This is a genomic window from Citrobacter sp. Cf116 (genome assembly GCF_030336505.1).
Classification (GTDB): Bacteria; Pseudomonadota; Gammaproteobacteria; order Enterobacterales; family Enterobacteriaceae; genus Citrobacter; species Citrobacter freundii.
Map to the genome: position 1 here is coordinate 59,443 of NZ_JAOWEQ010000024.1, position 17,226 is coordinate 76,668.

General features: G+C 53.8%; 17 protein-coding genes. 11 read left to right on the forward strand and 6 right to left on the reverse strand.

Features of this window, described 5'->3' with window-relative positions; translation table 11 throughout:
* Position 1 precedes the first annotated feature (1 nt).
* Positions 2-514, forward strand: coding sequence for a radical SAM protein (locus tag OGV74_RS01495; RefSeq protein WP_003023893.1), 513 nt, complete (start codon positions 2-4; stop codon positions 512-514).
* Positions 515-516: 2 nt separating this feature from the next.
* Here the strand turns inward: OGV74_RS01495 and dsdA are convergent, their stop codons facing one another.
* Together dsdA and dsdX are read right to left on the reverse strand one after the other, a co-directional pair.
* A complete protein-coding gene (gene dsdA, locus OGV74_RS01500; RefSeq protein ID WP_086504698.1) occupies positions 517-1,839 on the reverse strand; it encodes a D-serine ammonia-lyase in 1,323 nt (440 codons plus the stop codon).
* A gap of 17 nt (positions 1,840-1,856) precedes the next feature.
* Positions 1,857-3,194, reverse strand: a complete 1,338-nt coding sequence (gene dsdX, locus OGV74_RS01505) for a D-serine transporter DsdX (protein WP_086504697.1) — start codon at positions 3,192-3,194, stop codon at positions 1,857-1,859.
* A 229-nt stretch (positions 3,195-3,423) separates the two neighbouring features.
* On the opposite strand from dsdX, the gene dsdC reads away from it, so the two are divergent.
* Entirely contained in the window at positions 3,424-4,350 is a 927-nt protein-coding gene (gene dsdC, locus OGV74_RS01510; RefSeq protein ID WP_048218936.1) for a DNA-binding transcriptional regulator DsdC, read from the forward strand.
* A gap of 78 nt (positions 4,351-4,428) precedes the next feature.
* Complete coding sequence (locus tag OGV74_RS01515; RefSeq protein WP_086504979.1) at positions 4,429-5,511, forward strand: cellulase family glycosylhydrolase; 1,083 nt, start codon at positions 4,429-4,431, stop codon at positions 5,509-5,511.
* Here OGV74_RS01515 and emrD read toward each other — a convergent pair.
* The 3 genes from emrD to tisB all read right to left on the reverse strand — a co-directional run bounded on the left by emrD (position 5,438) and on the right by tisB (position 7,862).
* Positions 5,438-6,622 carry a multidrug efflux MFS transporter EmrD gene (emrD, locus tag OGV74_RS01520; RefSeq protein WP_044714253.1) on the reverse strand — a complete coding sequence of 395 codons (1,185 nt, stop codon included), beginning with the start codon at positions 6,620-6,622 and terminating at the stop codon, positions 5,438-5,440. The two genes, OGV74_RS01515 and emrD, sit on opposite strands and share 74 nt — an antisense overlap.
* 193 nt (positions 6,623-6,815) lie before the next feature.
* Complete coding sequence (locus OGV74_RS01525) at positions 6,816-7,649, reverse strand: EamA family transporter (protein WP_071687108.1); 834 nt, start codon at positions 7,647-7,649, stop codon at positions 6,816-6,818.
* A 123-nt stretch (positions 7,650-7,772) separates the two neighbouring features.
* Positions 7,773-7,862 carry a type I toxin-antitoxin system toxin TisB gene (tisB, locus tag OGV74_RS01530; protein ID WP_003840643.1) on the reverse strand — a complete coding sequence of 30 codons (90 nt, stop codon included), beginning with the start codon at positions 7,860-7,862 and terminating at the stop codon, positions 7,773-7,775.
* A gap of 521 nt (positions 7,863-8,383) precedes the next feature.
* Between tisB and ivbL the strand changes: the two genes are divergently transcribed.
* The 3 genes from ivbL (at position 8,384) to ilvN (ending at position 10,578) form a co-directional block, all read left to right on the forward strand.
* Positions 8,384-8,488, forward strand: coding sequence for an ilvB operon leader peptide IvbL (gene ivbL / locus OGV74_RS01535; RefSeq protein ID WP_286520175.1), 105 nt, complete (start codon positions 8,384-8,386; stop codon positions 8,486-8,488).
* A 107-nt stretch (positions 8,489-8,595) separates the two neighbouring features.
* Positions 8,596-10,284: an acetolactate synthase large subunit gene (gene ilvB / locus OGV74_RS01540; protein WP_003023911.1), complete on the forward strand. Its 1,689-nt coding sequence runs from the start codon at positions 8,596-8,598 to the stop codon at positions 10,282-10,284.
* 3 nt (positions 10,285-10,287) lie between these two features.
* The gene (gene ilvN / locus OGV74_RS01545) at positions 10,288-10,578 is read left to right on the forward strand and encodes an acetolactate synthase small subunit (RefSeq protein WP_003023914.1); all 291 of its coding nucleotides are present in this window, start codon (positions 10,288-10,290) and stop codon (positions 10,576-10,578) included.
* A 1-nt stretch (position 10,579) separates the two neighbouring features.
* On the opposite strand, the gene OGV74_RS01550 is transcribed toward ilvN, so the two are convergent.
* Positions 10,580-11,365, reverse strand: coding sequence for a DeoR family transcriptional regulator (locus OGV74_RS01550; protein WP_003023916.1), 786 nt, complete (start codon positions 11,363-11,365; stop codon positions 10,580-10,582).
* 323 nt (positions 11,366-11,688) lie between these two features.
* Between OGV74_RS01550 and rbsK the strand changes: the two genes are divergently transcribed.
* The 5 genes from rbsK to uhpB all read left to right on the forward strand — a co-directional run bounded on the left by rbsK (position 11,689) and on the right by uhpB (position 17,224).
* Positions 11,689-12,609, forward strand: coding sequence for a ribokinase (gene rbsK / locus OGV74_RS01555; RefSeq protein ID WP_003844463.1), 921 nt, complete (start codon positions 11,689-11,691; stop codon positions 12,607-12,609).
* 27 nt (positions 12,610-12,636) lie between these two features.
* Positions 12,637-13,953, forward strand: a complete 1,317-nt coding sequence (gene fucP, locus OGV74_RS01560) for an L-fucose:H+ symporter permease (protein ID WP_003023919.1) — start codon at positions 12,637-12,639, stop codon at positions 13,951-13,953.
* Positions 13,954-13,964: 11 nt separating this feature from the next.
* A complete protein-coding gene (locus tag OGV74_RS01565; protein WP_071687106.1) occupies positions 13,965-14,978 on the forward strand; it encodes an aldose 1-epimerase family protein in 1,014 nt (337 codons plus the stop codon).
* Between the two features lie 153 nt (positions 14,979-15,131).
* The gene (gene uhpA / locus OGV74_RS01570; RefSeq protein WP_003023923.1) at positions 15,132-15,725 is read left to right on the forward strand and encodes a response regulator transcription factor UhpA; all 594 of its coding nucleotides are present in this window, start codon (positions 15,132-15,134) and stop codon (positions 15,723-15,725) included.
* On the forward strand, positions 15,722-17,224 hold the full coding sequence (gene uhpB, locus OGV74_RS01575) for a signal transduction histidine-protein kinase/phosphatase UhpB (protein WP_086504696.1): 1,503 nt from the start codon (positions 15,722-15,724) through the stop codon (positions 17,222-17,224). Before uhpA ends, uhpB begins: the two co-directional genes overlap by 4 nt.
* Positions 17,225-17,226 lie beyond the last annotated feature (2 nt).

A 17,226-nucleotide genomic window follows, 5' to 3' on the forward strand; every position in this document is an offset into this window, starting at 1 on the left:
CATGGATGTTAGTGATGATGTTTTAAACGTGGTGATTGACCACCAGAAGTGTTTACAACCAGTTGAAGTGTACCGTGGTTTGCAACAAGGAAATGTTCGCCTGGTACAGTTTATTCCGCTGGTTAAGCACGATGGCTCAGGTCATCTGACAGACGAATCGGTTACGTCTGAGGCGTGGGGCCGATTTTTAATTACGATATTTGATATCTGGGTACGTGAAGATATTAATCAGATATCTATCCAGCTTTTCGACAAAACGCTCCGCCAGTGGTGTGGTCTGGCAGCACAAATTGAACGACAGACCATGTCATCAATGAATACGCGTTGCCAAACATGCTCATTGTTTCAATATTACCATGGTGATTGTCCTGCGTACTGCGAGGAAAATGGAAAGGGCGTGCTGTGTGCAGGATATCAGGCTTTCTTCAACCATACCGCACCGCATATGCGCGTGATGCGTGACCTGCTTAAGCAGCATCGCTCACCGATGGAGCTGATGGCGATGCTGCGCTGAGATTAGCGCCCTTTCGCCAGGTATTGCGCCATCTCGGTTTCCGGCACCATGCCGCCGCCGGTTGCCCACACCAGATGGGTGGCGTTATTGAGCTGATCCGCGCTGAAGCCATGCATCTGCTGGTAATCCGTGGAGGCGCAAACGTGCTGAGGGCCAGCCATGCCTGCCAGCGCCGACGGCTCAAGACGAATGCCTTCTTCCTGCGCCAGCCAGCCCAGCATATCGTACATTGTCTGATCGTCCAGGGTGTACAGACCGTCGAGCAGACGCTCCATCGCCCGGCCAACAAAGCCCGAGGCGCGACCCACCGCCAGCCCATCCGCCGCCGTCAGGTTGTCGATACCGATGTCCTGTACGGAAATGGTATCGTGCAGCCCGGTGTAAATCCCCAGCAGCATGCACGGTGAATGAGTCGGTTCAGCGAAGAAGCAGTGCACGTTATCGCCGAATGCCAGCTTCAGGCCAAATGCCACGCCGCCAGGGCCGCCACCGACGCCGCACGGTAGGTAGACAAACAGAGGATGATCGGCATCCACCACGCGCCCCTGCTGGGCAAACTGCGCTTTCAGACGCTGACCGGCGACCGCATAGCCTAAGAACAGCGTGCGGGAATTTTCATCATCGATAAAGAAACAGTTCGGATCGGACTCTGCCGCCTTACGACCTTGTTCAACCGCCACGCCGTAATCTTCTTCGTACTCCACTACCGTCACGCCGTGGCTGCGCAGCTTGGCTTTTTTCCACGCGCGGGCGTCGGCAGACATATGCACCGTGACGTTAAAGCCAATGCGGGCACTCATGATACCAATCGACATCCCCAGGTTGCCGGTGGAGCCAACCGCGATGCTGTACTGGCTGAAAAACTGTTTGAACTCCGGCGAAAGCAGAACGCGGTAATCGTCTTTGGTGGTCAGCAGACCGGCTTCCAGCGCCAGTTTTTCCGCATGGGTCAGTACTTCATAAATGCCGCCACGCGCTTTAATCGAGCCTGAAATCGGCAAATGACTGTCTTTCTTCAGCAGGAGTTCGCCGTTAATGTGCTGCCCGAACGCTTTTTCCAGCCGTTTTTGCATGTCCGGGATTGCGGCCAGCTCAGATTCGATAATGCCACCGGTGGCGGCGGTTTCCGGGAAGGCCTGCGCCAGATACGGTGCGAAGCGCGTCAGACGCGCGTGGGCATCCTCAACGTCGTGTGCTGTCAGGCCAACATACGGTAAACCTTCCGCAAGAGAGGTGGTGCCAGGGTTAAACCAGGTTGTCTCTTTCAGAGCCACCAGATCTTCCACTAAAGGATGCTGGGCGATAAGTGTTTGAATGTTTTCCATAGTCAGTCTCTTCGCGCTTAGATAATAAAGGAAAGCAGGAATGTGCAAGCCAGTGCAATAACGGACGCAATAAATGTCGCGGTCGTATAGTATTTGAACGTTTCATTCAGGGTGGCGCCGCAATACTGCTTCACCAGCCAGAACAGGGAATCGGTGACGATCGTGCAGCCAATAGCGCCGGAACCGATGGCAATGGCGATGATTTCCGGGCTAACGTTGGGATAGAGCGGCAGCATCGGTGCCACAATTGCCGTCGCGCCCATCATCGCCACCGTGGCGGAACCCACCGCGGCATGCAGGATTAACGCCACCAGCCACGCCAGCAGAATCGGATGCATATGCATGTTTGAGAGGATCAGCGCCAGAGTATCCGCCAGCCCGCTGCTCTTGAGGATAGCGTTGAATGCGCCGCCTGCACCGATAATCAGCAGAATGTTAGCAATCGAGCCAAAACCGTTTTCGGTGTGGGTCAGCAGCGCTCCCATACCAATGTGTTGACGCAGGCCGAGAATGTAGTAGGCCACGAAGACGGCGATAAACATCGCGGTGATCGGGTTACCAATAAACTCCAGCAGCGTATACAGCGTACTGCCTTTCGCCATGTTCAGCTCAGCGACGGTTTTGACCAGCATCAGGCCAATCGGCAGCAGTACAGTAAACAGCGTCGCCCCCAGCGATGGCAGTGAACTTTCGTCGCGCACTTTCAGGTCGGAAAACTCAGCCGGTACCGGTTTAAATGGCAGACGGTTACCGAGGAATTTCAGGTACAGCGGCCCACCGACAAGCGAAGCCATTAAACCCACCAGTAAGCCGTAGACAATCACGGTGCCAATGTCTGCGCCCAGCTTATTCGCCACGAACAGGGCGGCCGGATGCGGAGGTACGACGCAGTGTACCGCCATCAGCGCCGTACACAGCGGAATCGCCAGCTTCAGTAATGAGGTATTGGTTTTTTTAGCAATCGAAAAGGCCAGTGGAATCAACAGCACCACGCCGACCTCAACGAACAGCGTGATCCCGCAAATTAGCCCGACCAGCACCATAATGACGTCGGCGGAAAGCCAGCGGCAGCGCTGCAGCGTCAGACCGATGCGTTCGGCCGCGCCGGACACTTCCATCATTTTGCCCAGAATGGTCCCAAGGCCAATAACCGCCGCGAGGAAGCCCAGCGTACCGCCGATGCCGCTCTCAATGGCATTGACCATATCCAGCGGCCCCATCCCCATCATCGTACCCACGAAGAAACTGGCTAACAGCAACGCCAGAAACGGGTGGAATTTGAACTTCACGATGGTCAAAACGATTAACACGATGCTTATCAGCAGCGTGCTCACAACCCAGATTTGAGAGTGCATAGCTCACCTTGCCCTGTGATTAATATAAGGTTATTGGACAAAAATAAGGCACCGTCTGACAAACGATATAAATCTCCTTTCACATGAGGCAGATTGCATCAAGTGAGTGATTTACGTCTAATTACGCTATGTTTATGCGATATGGTTCACCTTGATTCATCTTTATGCTGATTTTTGCAGCGAAGTTTTTTACACTCCGGCGAATGAATCAGGAGGACTGGAGGTGAGTTTGGATCCCCTACGCGAGGTCAGAAACCGGCTGCTCAATGGCTGGCAGCTGTCAAAGCTGTATACTTTTGAAGTGGCGGCCCGGCATCAGTCGTTTGCGCTGGCGGCAGATGAGCTGTCGTTAAGCCCCAGCGCCGTCAGCCATCGCATTAATCAACTGGAAGATGAACTGGGCATTCAGCTGTTTGTCCGTTCGCACCGTAAAGTGGAACTCACCCACGAGGGTAAGCGGGTATTCTGGGCGCTGAAATCGTCGCTGGATACGCTGAATCAGGAAATCCTCGATATTAAAAATCAGGAGTTGTCCGGGACGCTCACCGTCTACTCTCGACCTTCTATCGCCCAGTGCTGGCTGGTTCCGGCGCTCGGTGACTTTACCCGTCGCTACCCGTCAATTTCACTGACCATCCTGACCGGCAACGACAACGTCAATCTGCAGCGTGCCGGGGTCGATCTGGCTATCTATTTTGACGATGCGCCTTCCGCGCAGCTTACGCACCACTTCCTGATGGATGAAGAGATCCTGCCGGTATGCAGCCCGGACTTCGCTCGCCGCCATGACCTTACCGGTTCGTTAGTGAATTTGCCGCACTGCACCTTGCTGCACGACAGACAGGCATGGAGTAACGACTCAGGAACCGATGAATGGCACAGCTGGGCGCAGCATTTTACGGCGAATTTGCCGACATCATCGGGGATTGGTTTCGATCGTTCTGATTTAGCGGTAATTGCCGCCATGAACCATATCGGCGTGGCGATGGGCCGAAAGCGGCTGGTGCAAAAACGTCTCGACAGCGGAGAACTGGTCGCGCCTTTTGGCGATATGGCGTTGAAATGCCATCAGCATTACTACATCACCACGCTGCCCGGCAGGCAGTGGCCGAAAATCGAGGCGTTTATTAGCTGGCTTCAGGAACAGGTTAAATAAGCGGACCGCGAATATTTTTTACGCTTTCTCTCTACACGGAAAGTGAAAAAGCGTGCTAAATACGTGATATCACTCCTGATGATTTGCGTAAGGACGACCGTGTTAAAGCCGATTGTTTCCCTTTTACTGTTGGCCAGCGCCACCGTGTGTGCCGCGCAACCTGCGCTGACGGCGGCGCAGTATGCGCAGCAGCTTGGCGTTGGGATGGACGTAGATTGGGCGCGCACCGATCGGGGTATCCGTGAATTCGATCCGCTGGTAGTGCGGGACTACAAGGCGAAAGGATTGGCCCACGTACGCATTCGCGTAGCGGGAGAGCCTACGGAGGCGCGGCTGATTCATCTGCGCAAGCTGGTGGAAGCCTGCGAGCAGTATGGCGTGATCCCGATCATTGCCTATCAGGCAGACGAATATAAAAAAGACCCCAGCGCCGGGAACGAAAAAGAGGTGGTTAACTGGTGGGTGGCGGTGGCGCATTACTTTGGTCAACGCTCGCCGTTGCTGGGGTTCGACCTGATCTACGACCCCTCTGATAAGCTCAACCATAATCAGGCGTCGCTCAATCGCGTGTATGACAAAGCCATTCGAACCATCCATGCCATCGATCCACAGCGAATGATTTTTATCGCGCCGAAACTACATGCCGCTCCGGAAGATTTGGCCAACCTAAAGCTACCGCAGCAAAGTCAGAATACGGTGCTGGCCCAATGGCATATTTTTCCGTGGGGACCGCTGAAAAATAACGGCAAATATCCGTGGACCTCAGGAACTGCGGCAGAAAAGGCCGCCATTCGCGCCCGTATCAATACCGCCATTCATTGGCAGCAGAAAACCGGGCATGTCAGTTGGGTAGGGGGCTGGTCGCCGGGAGAAACCATCAGAAACGCGCCTTCTGCCTCGCAAATGGCGTTTGCCCGCTTTATGGCGTGCGAGCTGAAAAAAGCGAAAATTCCCTATGCTATCAATGCGGATACGCAGTTCTATGATGGTGAGGAGGGGGCCTGGCGTCCGGCGCTGGAGCCGTTACTGACGACGATTATCGCGCCAGAATGCGAAAAGCCCGGCGATAAGCCGGGCCATCATACGCTTAAACCGCCTGTCCCTGATGCGACACGCGTGACGCCAGCGGAAGCCAGCAAACAAAAATCAACAGCCCCATAAGGGTCATCAGCAGGCCCAGACTGGCTTGCCCGGTCTGCGGCAGCATGGCAGAGAACCACGCCAGCACGCCGGAACCAATGTTCTGTAATCCCCCAACCAGCGCGCCAGCAGTGCCTGCCAGGAACGGGAAAGGCTCCATTGCACCGCTGGTTGCCAGCGGAAACAACATTCCGGCGCCGAAGAAAAATAGTGCGGCAGGAACCAGCAGCGTCCAGACGTTCATCACGTCAAACAGCCCTGGGATCCACATCATTAAACCCGCTACCAGACAGCAGGTCACCGACTGCCACATTAGCGTCGAGAAACGTTTATTCGGGCGACCGGCGAACCATGCGCCGAAAAACGCCGCCGGGATGGGCAGGATAAACAGGATACTGACCACCATGCTGCTTAGACCGAGACGTGCGCCCAATAATACTCCGGAGCAGGCCTCAAAGACCGCAACACCCGCCAGACCACCGATCAACATCAGCACGTAACAGGTGAAAGCGCTATTACCAAACAGGGTTTTGTAGCTGGCGATCAGCTGTGGACGCGGCGCACCTGCAGGGCGCGTTTCCGGCATCCAGCGTGCCATGCTAAACGTCACGCCCGCACACAGAATCAACAGAAAAATATAGCAGGCGCGCCAGTTCCACACTGTATCCAGCACACCGCCAATCAGCGGAGCTAACAGCGGACTGACCAGAATCCCCATGTTTAACAGACTATTGGCGTGGCGCAGCTGCGTGCCTTCGTACAGATCGCGCGGTAACGTTCGCGCCATCACACCGCCGACGCCCGTTCCCATCCCCTGGATGGCACTGGCGATAATCAGTACCGTCAGGCTATGCGTGGTAATCGCGACCAGCGTGGCCAGCATAAAAATAGACATCCCGGCGAGGATAACCGGGCGGCGGCCAACGCGGTCTGAAAGGGGACCATAAACCAGTTGTGATAGACCATAGGTCAACAGATAGGCGGCCATTACGCTTTGCACCGCCCCTTCGCGAACGTTCAGTTCACGCGCCATATCAGCAATCGCGGGGATATAAATGGTTTGCGCCATCTGACCTACCGCCACCAGTAATACCAACATCAACAACAAATTGACGCTTCTATGCCTTTTCATTTCGCTGATTACTTTTAAAAAAGAGAAAAAAGAAGAATAAGGTGCTGCACTTTCCCGTAAATGCGCGTGGAATCTACCACAACAGAAAAAGAAGGCCAGATAGTGGGCTGGAATGTTTATGTGATAGACGGCAGGAAATGTAAACAAAAAGCGGCAACAAATGTTGCCGGATTGCATCGGGTTTACAACGCGATCATGATAAGCGTAGTAAAACTGCGCCTACGGCAATACCTGCAGCCGCGACAAGACGTATTCCGGCAACCGTCTCTTTCAGTAGCAGCCACGCGAGCAGCGCGCCAAACAGGATAGAGGTTTCACGCAGCGCCGCGACTACCGCCAACGGAGCCTGGGTCATGGCCCACAGCGCCAGGCCGTAAGAACCCATTGTGCCAATGCCACCAAGAATACCTTTCTTCCACTGCTGTACAAGATAGCGCGACGCTTCCCGGCGTCTGGCGATCATCGCCCAGCCCAGCAGGCAGGAGCCGTTCAGAAAGAAGGTCCACAGCGTATAACCCAGCGCGGTTTCTGATAAACGTACGCCGGTGCCATCAACCAGCGTATAACCGGCGATAAAGCAGGCGTTAATGAGCGCCAGGATAATCCCGCGTTGCGAACCGCTGCGTCCGTTAAATGCCATCCCGAGAATAGCCAGACAGATGGTGGCAATCCCCACCCAGGCGAGTAGCGAGAGGCTATCACCAAGAAACAGGACGCTGATAATCGCGACCAGCAGTGGCGCTGTGCCGCGCATCAGAGGATAGGTCTGGCTCATATCCGAAACCTGATAGGTTTTAGCGACCAGGACGGTATAGACCACCTGTAATGCGGTTGAGACAGCTAAAAACGGCAGGCTGGCGGCAGAGGGTTGCGGCGCAAAGGGTAAACAAATCAGCGCCATAATCGCAGCGGTTCCGCTGACGCTGATCGCCGAGTACAGCTTGTCGTTTCCCGCTTTTACGATGGCATTCCAGCTGGCATGCAGCAGTGCGGCGAACAGCAAAATGCAGAAAACAGAAAGCGTCATGGCGTAATTCTTCCCTGAGGATGTCATAAAAACGTAACATATTGACGCGATACAAGCACCAGGGAGAAGGTGAAAGGGGAGCGGAGTGTTATCCGCCCCCCTTAGGTGCGACTTGAATCTGAATTACTTAATGTATTTCAGAACGGCATCAAGGAGTTGCAGTGCTGCAACAATGAGTTTGAGGATAAGAATAGCGATATCCACGAGGCTCATACGCTCTCCTTTTGGTACAAGGAGCACGGTGCTGACGTACCTCGCCGCTGCCTGTTGCCAGCACCTTTGTTGACATAACACAGTGTGCTCACGCGGGGGTTAAGGCGCTGACGGCACCACCCGTTTCAGCCAGGACTTTGATGCGCCGGTTTACGATGCGGCCCCCGCATAACACATTGCGTACCGAGACATTATAGATAAATACTGTATAAATTAACAGTATTTTATGGACGTTACGCTATTCATGTTCCATACTCAAAAACATCAAAATTCGTGCCGAAATTGCGTGTTCTTCGTAGAACGCGTATACTTTTTTCGTTGACATAACACAGTGTGTTCGGCGGCTACCAACCGCACAACGCTGAAAAAACCTCGCTCCGGCGGGGTTTTTTGTTTTTGCACGACATACAATGAAATGTGATCGTTGAAGCATTTTTGTGCAGATGAAAATTTTTCCATTGTCACGCTGAAAAACCTGTGTTTGTATAAATCCAGTTAATCAACAAACAGACAGGTCCCTAATGAACCCTTCCATGCTGACTGCGACCCTACTAAAAACTGCGCCATCTCGCGCAGCGTTCGTCGTGCGTGTGGTGGTGGTCGTGGTCGTCGGCAATGCGCCGTAGGGTCCGAATCAACACACGATTCCAAAACCCCGCCGGCGCAAACCGGGCGGGGTTTTTCGTTTCAGAGACCTGCCCAGAGCAAAGGCCCAGAATAAAAGGACTGGAGCATGGCAATTTCGGGCATAACATCCAAGCGTACGCGTTTTACGGGCGCAGAATTCATCGTTCATTTCCTGGAACGTCAGGGGATTCAGGTCGTCACCGGTATTCCAGGTGGCTCGATTCTTCCCGTCTATGACGCTTTAAGCCAAAGCACACAAATCCGTCATATCCTGGCGCGCCACGAGCAGGGCGCGGGGTTTATCGCGCAGGGAATGGCGAGAACCGATGGCAAACCCGCTGTCTGTATGGCCTGTAGCGGACCGGGCGCAACCAACCTGGTAACCGCCATTGCCGATGCGCGTCTGGATTCCATCCCGCTGGTGTGTATCACCGGGCAGGTTCCGGCCTCAATGATCGGCACCGACGCTTTCCAGGAAGTCGACACCTACGGCATCTCTATCCCCATCACTAAGCATAACTATCTGGTCCGCCATATCAGTGAATTACCGCAGGTCATGAGCGATGCGTTCCGCATTGCGCAGTCCGGACGTCCAGGCCCGGTGTGGATAGACATTCCTAAGGATATTCAAACCGCTGTTTTTGACATTGAAGAGATGCCGGAGCCCGCGCAGAAAATGGCGGCACCAGCGTTCAGCCAGGACAGCATTCGCGATGCTGCAGCTATGATTAACGCCGCCAAACGCCCGGTGCTGTACCTCGGCGGCGGCGTAATTAACGCGCCGGAACGTGTTCGTGAGCTGGCCGAAAAAGCAAAACTGCCTACCACCATGACCTTGATGGCGCTCGGTATGCTGCCAAAAGCGCATCCGCTGTCGTTAGGCATGCTGGGCATGCATGGCGCACGCAGCACCAACTTTATTCTGCAAGAAGCGGATTTACTGATTGTTCTGGGCGCACGTTTTGATGACCGGGCGATTGGTAAAACCGAACAGTTCTGCCCGAATGCCAAAATCATCCACGTGGATATTGACCGCGCGGAGCTGGGTAAAATCAAACAGCCGCATGTGGCGATCCAGGCAGATGTCGATGAGGTTCTGGCACAATTGCTCCCGCAGATTGAAGCGCAGCCGCGTGAAGAGTGGCATCAACTGGTGTCTGACCTGCAGCAAGAATTTCCGTGCACGATCCCCCAGGAAAAAAATCCGCTCAGCCACTATGGATTGATCAACGCCGTGGCTGCCTGCGTAGACGACAGCGCCATTATCACCACCGACGTAGGCCAGCATCAGATGTGGGCGGCACAGGCTTACCCGCTGAATCGTCCACGCCAGTGGCTGACCTCCGGCGGCCTGGGCACCATGGGCTTTGGCCTGCCTGCGGCGATTGGTGCGGCCCTGGCTAACCCAGACAAAAAAGTGCTGTGCTTCTCCGGCGATGGCAGCCTGATGATGAATATTCAGGAAATGGCCACCGCCAGCGAAAATCAGCTGGATATTAAAATCATTCTGATGAATAACGAAGCGTTAGGTCTTGTATATCAACAGCAGAGTCTGTTCTATAAGCAGGGTGTTTTTGCCGCGACCTATCCGGGGATGATTAACTTTATGCAGATAGCTGCCGGGTTTGGTCTCGAAACCTGCGATCTGAATAACGAAGCGGACCCACAGGCAGCGTTGCAGGAGATTATTAATCGCCCTGGACCTGCGCTGATCCACGTGCGCATCGATGCCGAAGAAAAAGTGTACCCGATGGTGCCGCCGGGTGCGGCAAACACAGAAATGGTGGGGGAATAAGCCATGCAACAGCAGACTCATGACAACGTAATCCTGGAACTCACCGTACGTAACCATCCGGGCGTAATGACTCACGTTTGCGGCCTGTTCGCCCGTCGTGCGTTCAACGTAGAAGGCATCCTCTGTCTACCGATTCAGGACAGCGATAAGAGCCGCATCTGGCTACTGGTCAACGACGATCAACGTCTTGAGCAGATGATAAGCCAGATCGACAAGCTTGAAGATGTGGTGAAAGTGGCCCGCAATCAGTCCGATCCGTCGATGTTTAACAAAATCACCGTGTTCTTTGAGTGAGTTAGTCGCCGTCTGAATCCGGGGTGATCACTTTGACAGAGCCGTTCCGGCAGTGGGTTGCGTAATCTGCCGGTAACGGACGGTCGCTTATCAGTACGTCAAAGGTGGAGAGTGGACCAATGCTGGCGGGGGCGACCTCATCGAACAGGGCGTGGCGCGTCAGCAGAATTTTGCGTAATCCGCGTTCCATTGCTTTGCGTTTTGTGGCTAGATCGTCCGGATTGAACCAGCTAACGCCGAAATGCTCATGGACGCCGCTGGCGGAGATGAATACTTTTCGTGGGTTGAGCGCATCCAGCGGAGAGGGGGTGCTGGTATCGTAAAAGGCGTCACTTTTCGCCCGATAGGTGCCTCCGCAAAGAATCACCGTGGCGTTGGGTTTTTCATTTAGCGCCACGAATACCCGGTGCGAGTAGCAAATTCCGGTAAAGGAAATATCATCCGGGATCATGCTGACCACCAACGGCATTTCCGCACCATTATCAAAAAAGACCAGATCATTTTCACTTACCAGTCCCGCGGCCAGAATGGCAACCGGTAAATCGTCGCGGTGATACTGTTTTTGCGCAGGCACTGGGGCATTAACGATGGCGGCGGGCTTGTTCACCATCACAATGTAACCACCGAGCAGCGTAAGCGGTAACGGCTCGTCATCCTGACTGAGATCCCGACGAATAGTCATCACGGAAACTTCCAGCATTCGTGCCGCCTCTTTCAGATGGATTCGGTCGGTCTTCTTCAACAATTCCATCAGACGTCGAATACGTTCTTTTTGCTTAGTTTCCATGTGCTTCTCCACGAATCATGTTCCCATGTTCCTTCAGTAACATTTTTGTGTTTCTGAGAACATGGCATTGCCGCATTACTATACGTCTGACTATTCGGAAATAAAAGCGTGTTTTTTCACGTTTTATTGATTATATCCATTAACTTTCAGTCAATTGTAAGCAACTTCATTATTTGTAGTGTGATGGGGGCGCAACATTTAGCGTAATAAATAAACAATAAAATGATCTTCCAATCGCGATCCTAGTCACAAATGATACGAAAGTAACATGATAATGTTATTTTAATATCATTGTAGTGTGATTGTTTCTGAGAGGTAGTAAAATGGATATCGCGGTTATTGGCTCCAACATGGTGGATCTCATCACCTACATCAACCAGATGCCCAAAGAAGGGGAAACGCTGGAAGCGCCGGCGTTCAAAATTGGCTGCGGGGGCAAAGGCGCAAATCAGGCCGTTGCGGCTGCTAAGCTCAATTCCAAAGTACTGATGCTGACAAAAGTCGGTGATGATATTTTTGCGGATAACACTATTCGCAATCTCGAATCCTGGGGGATTAATACCACCTATGTCGAAAAGGTACCCTGCACCAGCAGCGGTGTCGCACCGATCTTTGTTAATGCGAACTCCAGCAACAGTATTCTGATTATTAAAGGAGCGAACAAATTTCTCTCCCCGGAAGATATCGATCGTGCGGCGGAAGATCTGAAAAAATGTCAGCTTATTGTCCTGCAACTGGAAGTGCAGCTGGAAACCGTTTATCACGCGATTGAATTTGGCAAAAAACACGGTATTGAAGTGTTACTAAATCCCGCCCCTGCATTACGGGAATTAGATATGTCTTATGCCTGTAAATGTGATTTTTTTGTGCCGAACGAAACCGAGCTGGAAATATTAACCGGTATGCCAGTGGATACTTATGACCATATTCGCGCAGCGGCACGTTCTCTGGTTGATAAAGGTCTGAACAATATTATCGTCACCATGGGTGAGAAAGGTGCGTTGTGGATGACGCGTGACCAGGAAGTCCATGTTCCGGCGTTTAAAGTGAACGCTGTCGATACCAGTGGCGCAGGCGACGCTTTCATCGGTTGTTTTGCCCATTATTACGTTCAAAGCGGTGATGTCGAAGCCGCCATGAAAAAAGCCGTTCTCTTCGCTGCATTTAGCGTTACCGGGAAAGGCACTCAATCATCTTATCCAAGCATCGAACAATTTAATGAGTTTCTTACCTTAAACGAATAATACTCCTGCATTGTAAAAGGTAGCACTATGAACGATAAAAACATCATTCAGATGCCCGACGGCTATCTGAATAAGACGCCTCTGTTCCAGTTTATTTTGTTATCCTGTTTATTCCCATTATGGGGATGCGCAGCCGCATTAAATGATATTCTGATTACGCAATTCAAAAGCGTATTTTCACTCAGCAACTTTGCTTCGGCATTAGTGCAGAGTGCCTTTTATGGCGGTTATTTTTTAATTGCGATTCCAGCATCATTGGTGATTAAAAAGACCAGCTATAAAATCGCCATCTTAATGGGACTGACGCTTTATATTGTTGGCTGTACGCTCTTTTTCCCGGCATCGCACATGGCCACTTACACCATGTTCCTCGCGGCAATTTTTGCGATTGCGATTGGCCTGAGCTTCCTGGAAACGGCAGCTAATACCTACAGCTCCATGATTGGCCCAAAAGCGTATGCCACTTTACGCCTGAACATCAGCCAGACCTTTTACCCCATTGGCGCAGCTGCCGGTATTCTGCTGGGCAAATATCTGGTCTTCTCTGAAGGCGAGAGTCTGGAAAAACAGATGGCTGGGATGAACGCGGAACAGATCCACAACTTTAAAGTGTTGATGCTGGAAAATACCCTTGAGCCTTACAAGTACATGATTATGGTACTGGTTGTGGTGATGGTGTTGTTCCTGCTGACACGCTTCCCGACCTGCAAAGTCGCGCAAACGGCGAGTCATAAGCGTCCGTCAGCGATGGACACGCTGCGTTATCTGGCCAGCAATGCCCGTTTCCGTCGTGGAATTGTGGCGCAGTTCCTGTACGTGGGGATGCAGGTCGCGGTATGGTCATTCACCATCCGTCTGGCGCTGGAATTAGGTGATATTAACGAGCGTGACGCCTCAACCTTCATGGTCTATAGCTTTGCCTGCTTCTTTATCGGCAAGTTTATCGCCAACATATTGATGACGCGCTTCAATCCGGAAAAAGTGCTGATCCTATACTCCATTATTGGCGCGCTGTTCCTCGTCTATGTTGCGCTGGCGCCAAGCTTCAGTGCCGTGTACGTCGCCGTGCTGGTGAGCGTCCTGTTTGGACCCTGCTGGGCGACAATCTACGCCGGTACGCTGGATACTGTGGATAACGAGCATACTGAAATGGCGGGAGCTGTCATTGTCATGGCGATTGTCGGTGCTGCGGTAGTTCCGGCAATTCAGGGCTATGTGGCTGATATGTTCCACTCGCTGCAACTTTCGTTCCTGGTCTCCATGCTGTGCTTCGTGTACGTCGGTATCTACTTCTGGCGTGAAAGCAAAGTACGCAACAATCTGGCTGAAGCGACGGTTTCCTGAGGAGAACGATCATGACAACACGTATCACGCTGTGGCGGGAACTCTTTGCAGAGCATCCGCGAATCTTACTGAAAAATAGCGATTTCATGGTTACCGCGTTTCGTTATGCCAGCGGTGTGGAAGGTCTGAAGATAGAAAACAGTCGTGGACATCTGGTTATTCTGCCCTGGATGGGGCAGATGATCTGGGATGCGCAGTTTGACGGGCATGATCTGACCATGCGCAACATGTTCAGTCAGCCAAAACCGGCTGCAGAAGTGGTCGCGACCTACGGCTGCTTTGCTTTCCACTCGGGGCTATTGGCTAATGGCTGCCCGTCGCCGGAAGATTCTCACCCGCTGCATGGTGAAATGGCCTGTGCTGCGATGGATGAGGCCTGGCTGGAGCTGGAAGGCGAGAATTTGCGCGTGAGCGGACGCTACGAGTATGTGATGGGGTTCGGTCATCATTATCAGGCGTATCCTGCGGTGGTCATGCGCAAGGCGAGCGCGCTGTTTGATATTCAGATGTCGGTCACTAACCTCGCTTCAGTGGCAATGCCTTTGCAGTACATGTGCCATATGAACTATGCCTACGTCCCGGAAGCGACCTTCAGCCAGAATATCCCGGATGAAGCCATAACGCTGCGTGAATCGGTACCCGCACATGTTAAGCCTACCGAGCAGTGGCTGGCGTTTAATCAGCGGATTATTCAGGGTGAGACTTCGCTGATGCGCCTTAATGAACCCGATTTTTACGATCCGGAAATCGTTTTCTTCGCTGACCAACTGGATAGATACACAGATAAGCCTGAATTTAGCATGATCGCACCTGATGGCACCACGTTCGTGACGCGTTTCTCCAGCGCGGAGCTGAATTATGTCACCCGTTGGGTCCTCTATAACGGCGATCAGCAGGTGGCAGCCTTCGCCCTACCCGCGACTTGTCGCCCCGAAGGCTTCCTGGCAGCGGAGCGAAACGGGACGTTGATTCAGATAGAACCGAAACACACCCGCACATTTACCGTCACAACGGGCATAGCATGATCGCTCAAGGCTTGAACAGCAACGCGCTTATCGTTAAGGTAAGCGCTTTTGCTGGATGGCGGTATTAATGCCTTATCCGGCCTACAACGGCACCCGCCCGTAGGCCTGATAAGCGCAGCGCCATCAGGCATGTCTTAGCGCCAGGATGAATCCATGATTACCGTTGCCCTTATTGACGACCACCTTATCGTCCGCTCCGGCTTTGCCCAACTGCTGGGGCTGGAACCTGATTTGCAGGTGGTGGCTGAGTTTGGCTCAGGCAGTGAGGCGCTGGCGGGATTACCGGGGCGCGGCGTGCAGGTCTGTATCTGTGATATCTCGATGCCAGATATCTCCGGTCTTGAACTGTTAAGCCAGTTGCCAAAAGGAATGGCGATTATCATGCTCTCCGTCCACGACAGCCCGGCGCTGGTGGAGCAGGCGCTCAACGCGGGCGCGCGTGGTTTCCTTTCTAAACGCTGTAGCCCGGATGAGCTGATCGCAGCGGTGCATACCGTTGCGACCGGCGGCTGTTACCTGACGCCGGACATCGCCGTCAAACTGGCGGCTGGTCGCCAGGATCCGCTCACCAAACGCGAACGTCAGGTGGCGGAAAAACTGGCACAAGGTATGGCGGTCAAAGAGATTGCTGCTGAACTGGGTCTGTCGCCGAAAACGGTGCACGTGCATCGCGCCAACCTGATGGAAAAGCTGGGCGTCAGCAACGACGTCGAACTGGCCCGCCGGATGTTTGACGGCTGGCAATGAACACGCTCTGTTCCCGGTTAATCACCGTTGTTGCCTGCTTCTTTATCTTCTCTGCCGCGTGGTTTTGCCTGTGGAGCATCAGCCTGCATCTGGTTGAGCGCCCGGAGCTGGCAGTACTGCTGTTTCCGTTTGGCCTGCGTCTGGGGCTGATGCTGCAATGTCCACGTGGCTACTGGCCGGTGTTGTTGGGCGCGGAATGGCTGCTTCTTTTCTGGTTGGTACAGGAAGTGGTGCTGGCCCATTTGCCACTTTTGATGATCGGCAGCTTCCTCACGTTACTCCCGGTGATGCTGATATCGCGATACCGCCATCAGCGTGACTGGCGTACGCTGCTGTTGCAGGGCGCGGCGCTTACGGCGGCGGCATTGCTGCAATCGCTGCCCTGGCTTGGGCAGGGTGAAGAGGCATGGAACGCGTTGCTGCTGACGCTCACCGGCGGATTAACGCTGGCGCCGATCTGCCTGGTGTTCTGGCACTATCTGACCAGCACCACCTGGCTGCCGCTGGGCCCTGCGGTGGTGTCGCAGCCGGTGAACTGGCGCGGGCGGCATCTGGTCTGGTACCTGCTGCTGTTTAGCGTCAGCCTGTGGCTACAGCTCGGTTTACCCGCCGAGCTTTCGCGCTTCACACCGTTTTGCCTCGCGTTGCCGATCATTGCGCTGGCCTGGCACTACGGCTGGCAGGGGGCGCTGATTGCGACGCTGATGAACGCCATCGCGCTGATTGCCAGCCAGACCTGGCACGATCATCCCGTCGACCTGTTGCTCTCGCTGCTGGTGCAAAGCCTGACCGGGCTGCTGCTCGGCGCGGGCATTCAGCGTCTGCGTGAGCTTAACCAGTCGCTGCAAAACGAATTAGCGCGCAACCATCGTCTGGCTGAACGCCTGCTGGAGACCGAAGAGAGCGTGCGCCGGGACGTGGCGCGCGAACTGCATGATGATATCGGCCAGACCATCACCGCCATTCGTACCCAGGCGGGTATTGTCCAGCGCCTGGCGCCGGAAAACGCAGGGGTGAAGCGTAGCGGGGCACACATCGAACAACTTTCTCTCGGCGTGTACGATTCGGTGCGTCGCCTGTTAGGCCGCCTGCGACCACGCCAGTTGGACGATCTCACGCTGGAACAGGCCATCCGCTCATTGATGCGCGAAATGGAGCTGGAAAGCCGCGGCATCGTCAGCCATCTGGACTGGCGAATTGACGAATCTGCACTCAGCGAAAGCCAGCGGGTGACGCTGTTTCGCGTCTGTCAGGAAGGACTGAACAACATCGTTAAGCACGCCAACGCCAGCGCGGTGACGCTTCAGGGCTGGCAACAGGATGAACGGCTGATGCTGGTGATTGAGGACGACGGCAGCGGCCTGCCGCCGGGGTCGAATCAGCATGGATTTGGCCTCACCGGGATGCGTGAACGGATTAGCGCCCTCGGAGGATCGCTGTCGATTTCCTGTACGCACGGCACGCGGGTCAGCGTGTCACTGCCTCAACGTTATGTGTAAGG

Excerpts from the sequence above, each read along its gene's own strand:
- rbsK (WP_003844463.1), top strand. The coding sequence starts at position 11,689 with ATGGATATCGCGGTTATTGGCTCCAACATGGTGGATCTCATCACCTAC.
- fucP (WP_003023919.1), top strand. The coding sequence starts at position 12,637 with ATGAACGATAAAAACATCATTCAGATGCCCGACGGCTATCTGAATAAG.
- ilvB (WP_003023911.1), top strand. The coding sequence starts at position 8,596 with ATGGCAATTTCGGGCATAACATCCAAGCGTACGCGTTTTACGGGCGCA.
- emrD (WP_044714253.1), bottom strand. The coding sequence starts at position 6,622 with ATGAAAAGGCATAGAAGCGTCAATTTGTTGTTGATGTTGGTATTACTG.
- dsdX (WP_086504697.1), bottom strand. The coding sequence starts at position 3,194 with ATGCACTCTCAAATCTGGGTTGTGAGCACGCTGCTGATAAGCATCGTG.
- dsdA (WP_086504698.1), bottom strand. The coding sequence starts at position 1,839 with ATGGAAAACATTCAAACACTTATCGCCCAGCATCCTTTAGTGGAAGAT.
- ilvN (WP_003023914.1), top strand. The coding sequence starts at position 10,288 with ATGCAACAGCAGACTCATGACAACGTAATCCTGGAACTCACCGTACGT.
- OGV74_RS01515 (WP_086504979.1), top strand. The coding sequence starts at position 4,429 with ATGATTTGCGTAAGGACGACCGTGTTAAAGCCGATTGTTTCCCTTTTA.
- tisB (WP_003840643.1), bottom strand. The coding sequence starts at position 7,862 with ATGAGCCTCGTGGATATCGCTATTCTTATCCTCAAACTCATTGTTGCA.
- OGV74_RS01495 (WP_003023893.1), top strand. The coding sequence starts at position 2 with ATGGATGTTAGTGATGATGTTTTAAACGTGGTGATTGACCACCAGAAG.
- uhpA (WP_003023923.1), top strand. The coding sequence starts at position 15,132 with ATGATTACCGTTGCCCTTATTGACGACCACCTTATCGTCCGCTCCGGC.
- OGV74_RS01525 (WP_071687108.1), bottom strand. The coding sequence starts at position 7,649 with ATGACGCTTTCTGTTTTCTGCATTTTGCTGTTCGCCGCACTGCTGCAT.
- OGV74_RS01550 (WP_003023916.1), bottom strand. The coding sequence starts at position 11,365 with ATGGAAACTAAGCAAAAAGAACGTATTCGACGTCTGATGGAATTGTTG.
- uhpB (WP_086504696.1), top strand. The coding sequence starts at position 15,722 with ATGAACACGCTCTGTTCCCGGTTAATCACCGTTGTTGCCTGCTTCTTT.
- OGV74_RS01565 (WP_071687106.1), top strand. The coding sequence starts at position 13,965 with ATGACAACACGTATCACGCTGTGGCGGGAACTCTTTGCAGAGCATCCG.
- ivbL (WP_286520175.1), top strand. The coding sequence starts at position 8,384 with ATGAACCCTTCCATGCTGACTGCGACCCTACTAAAAACTGCGCCATCT.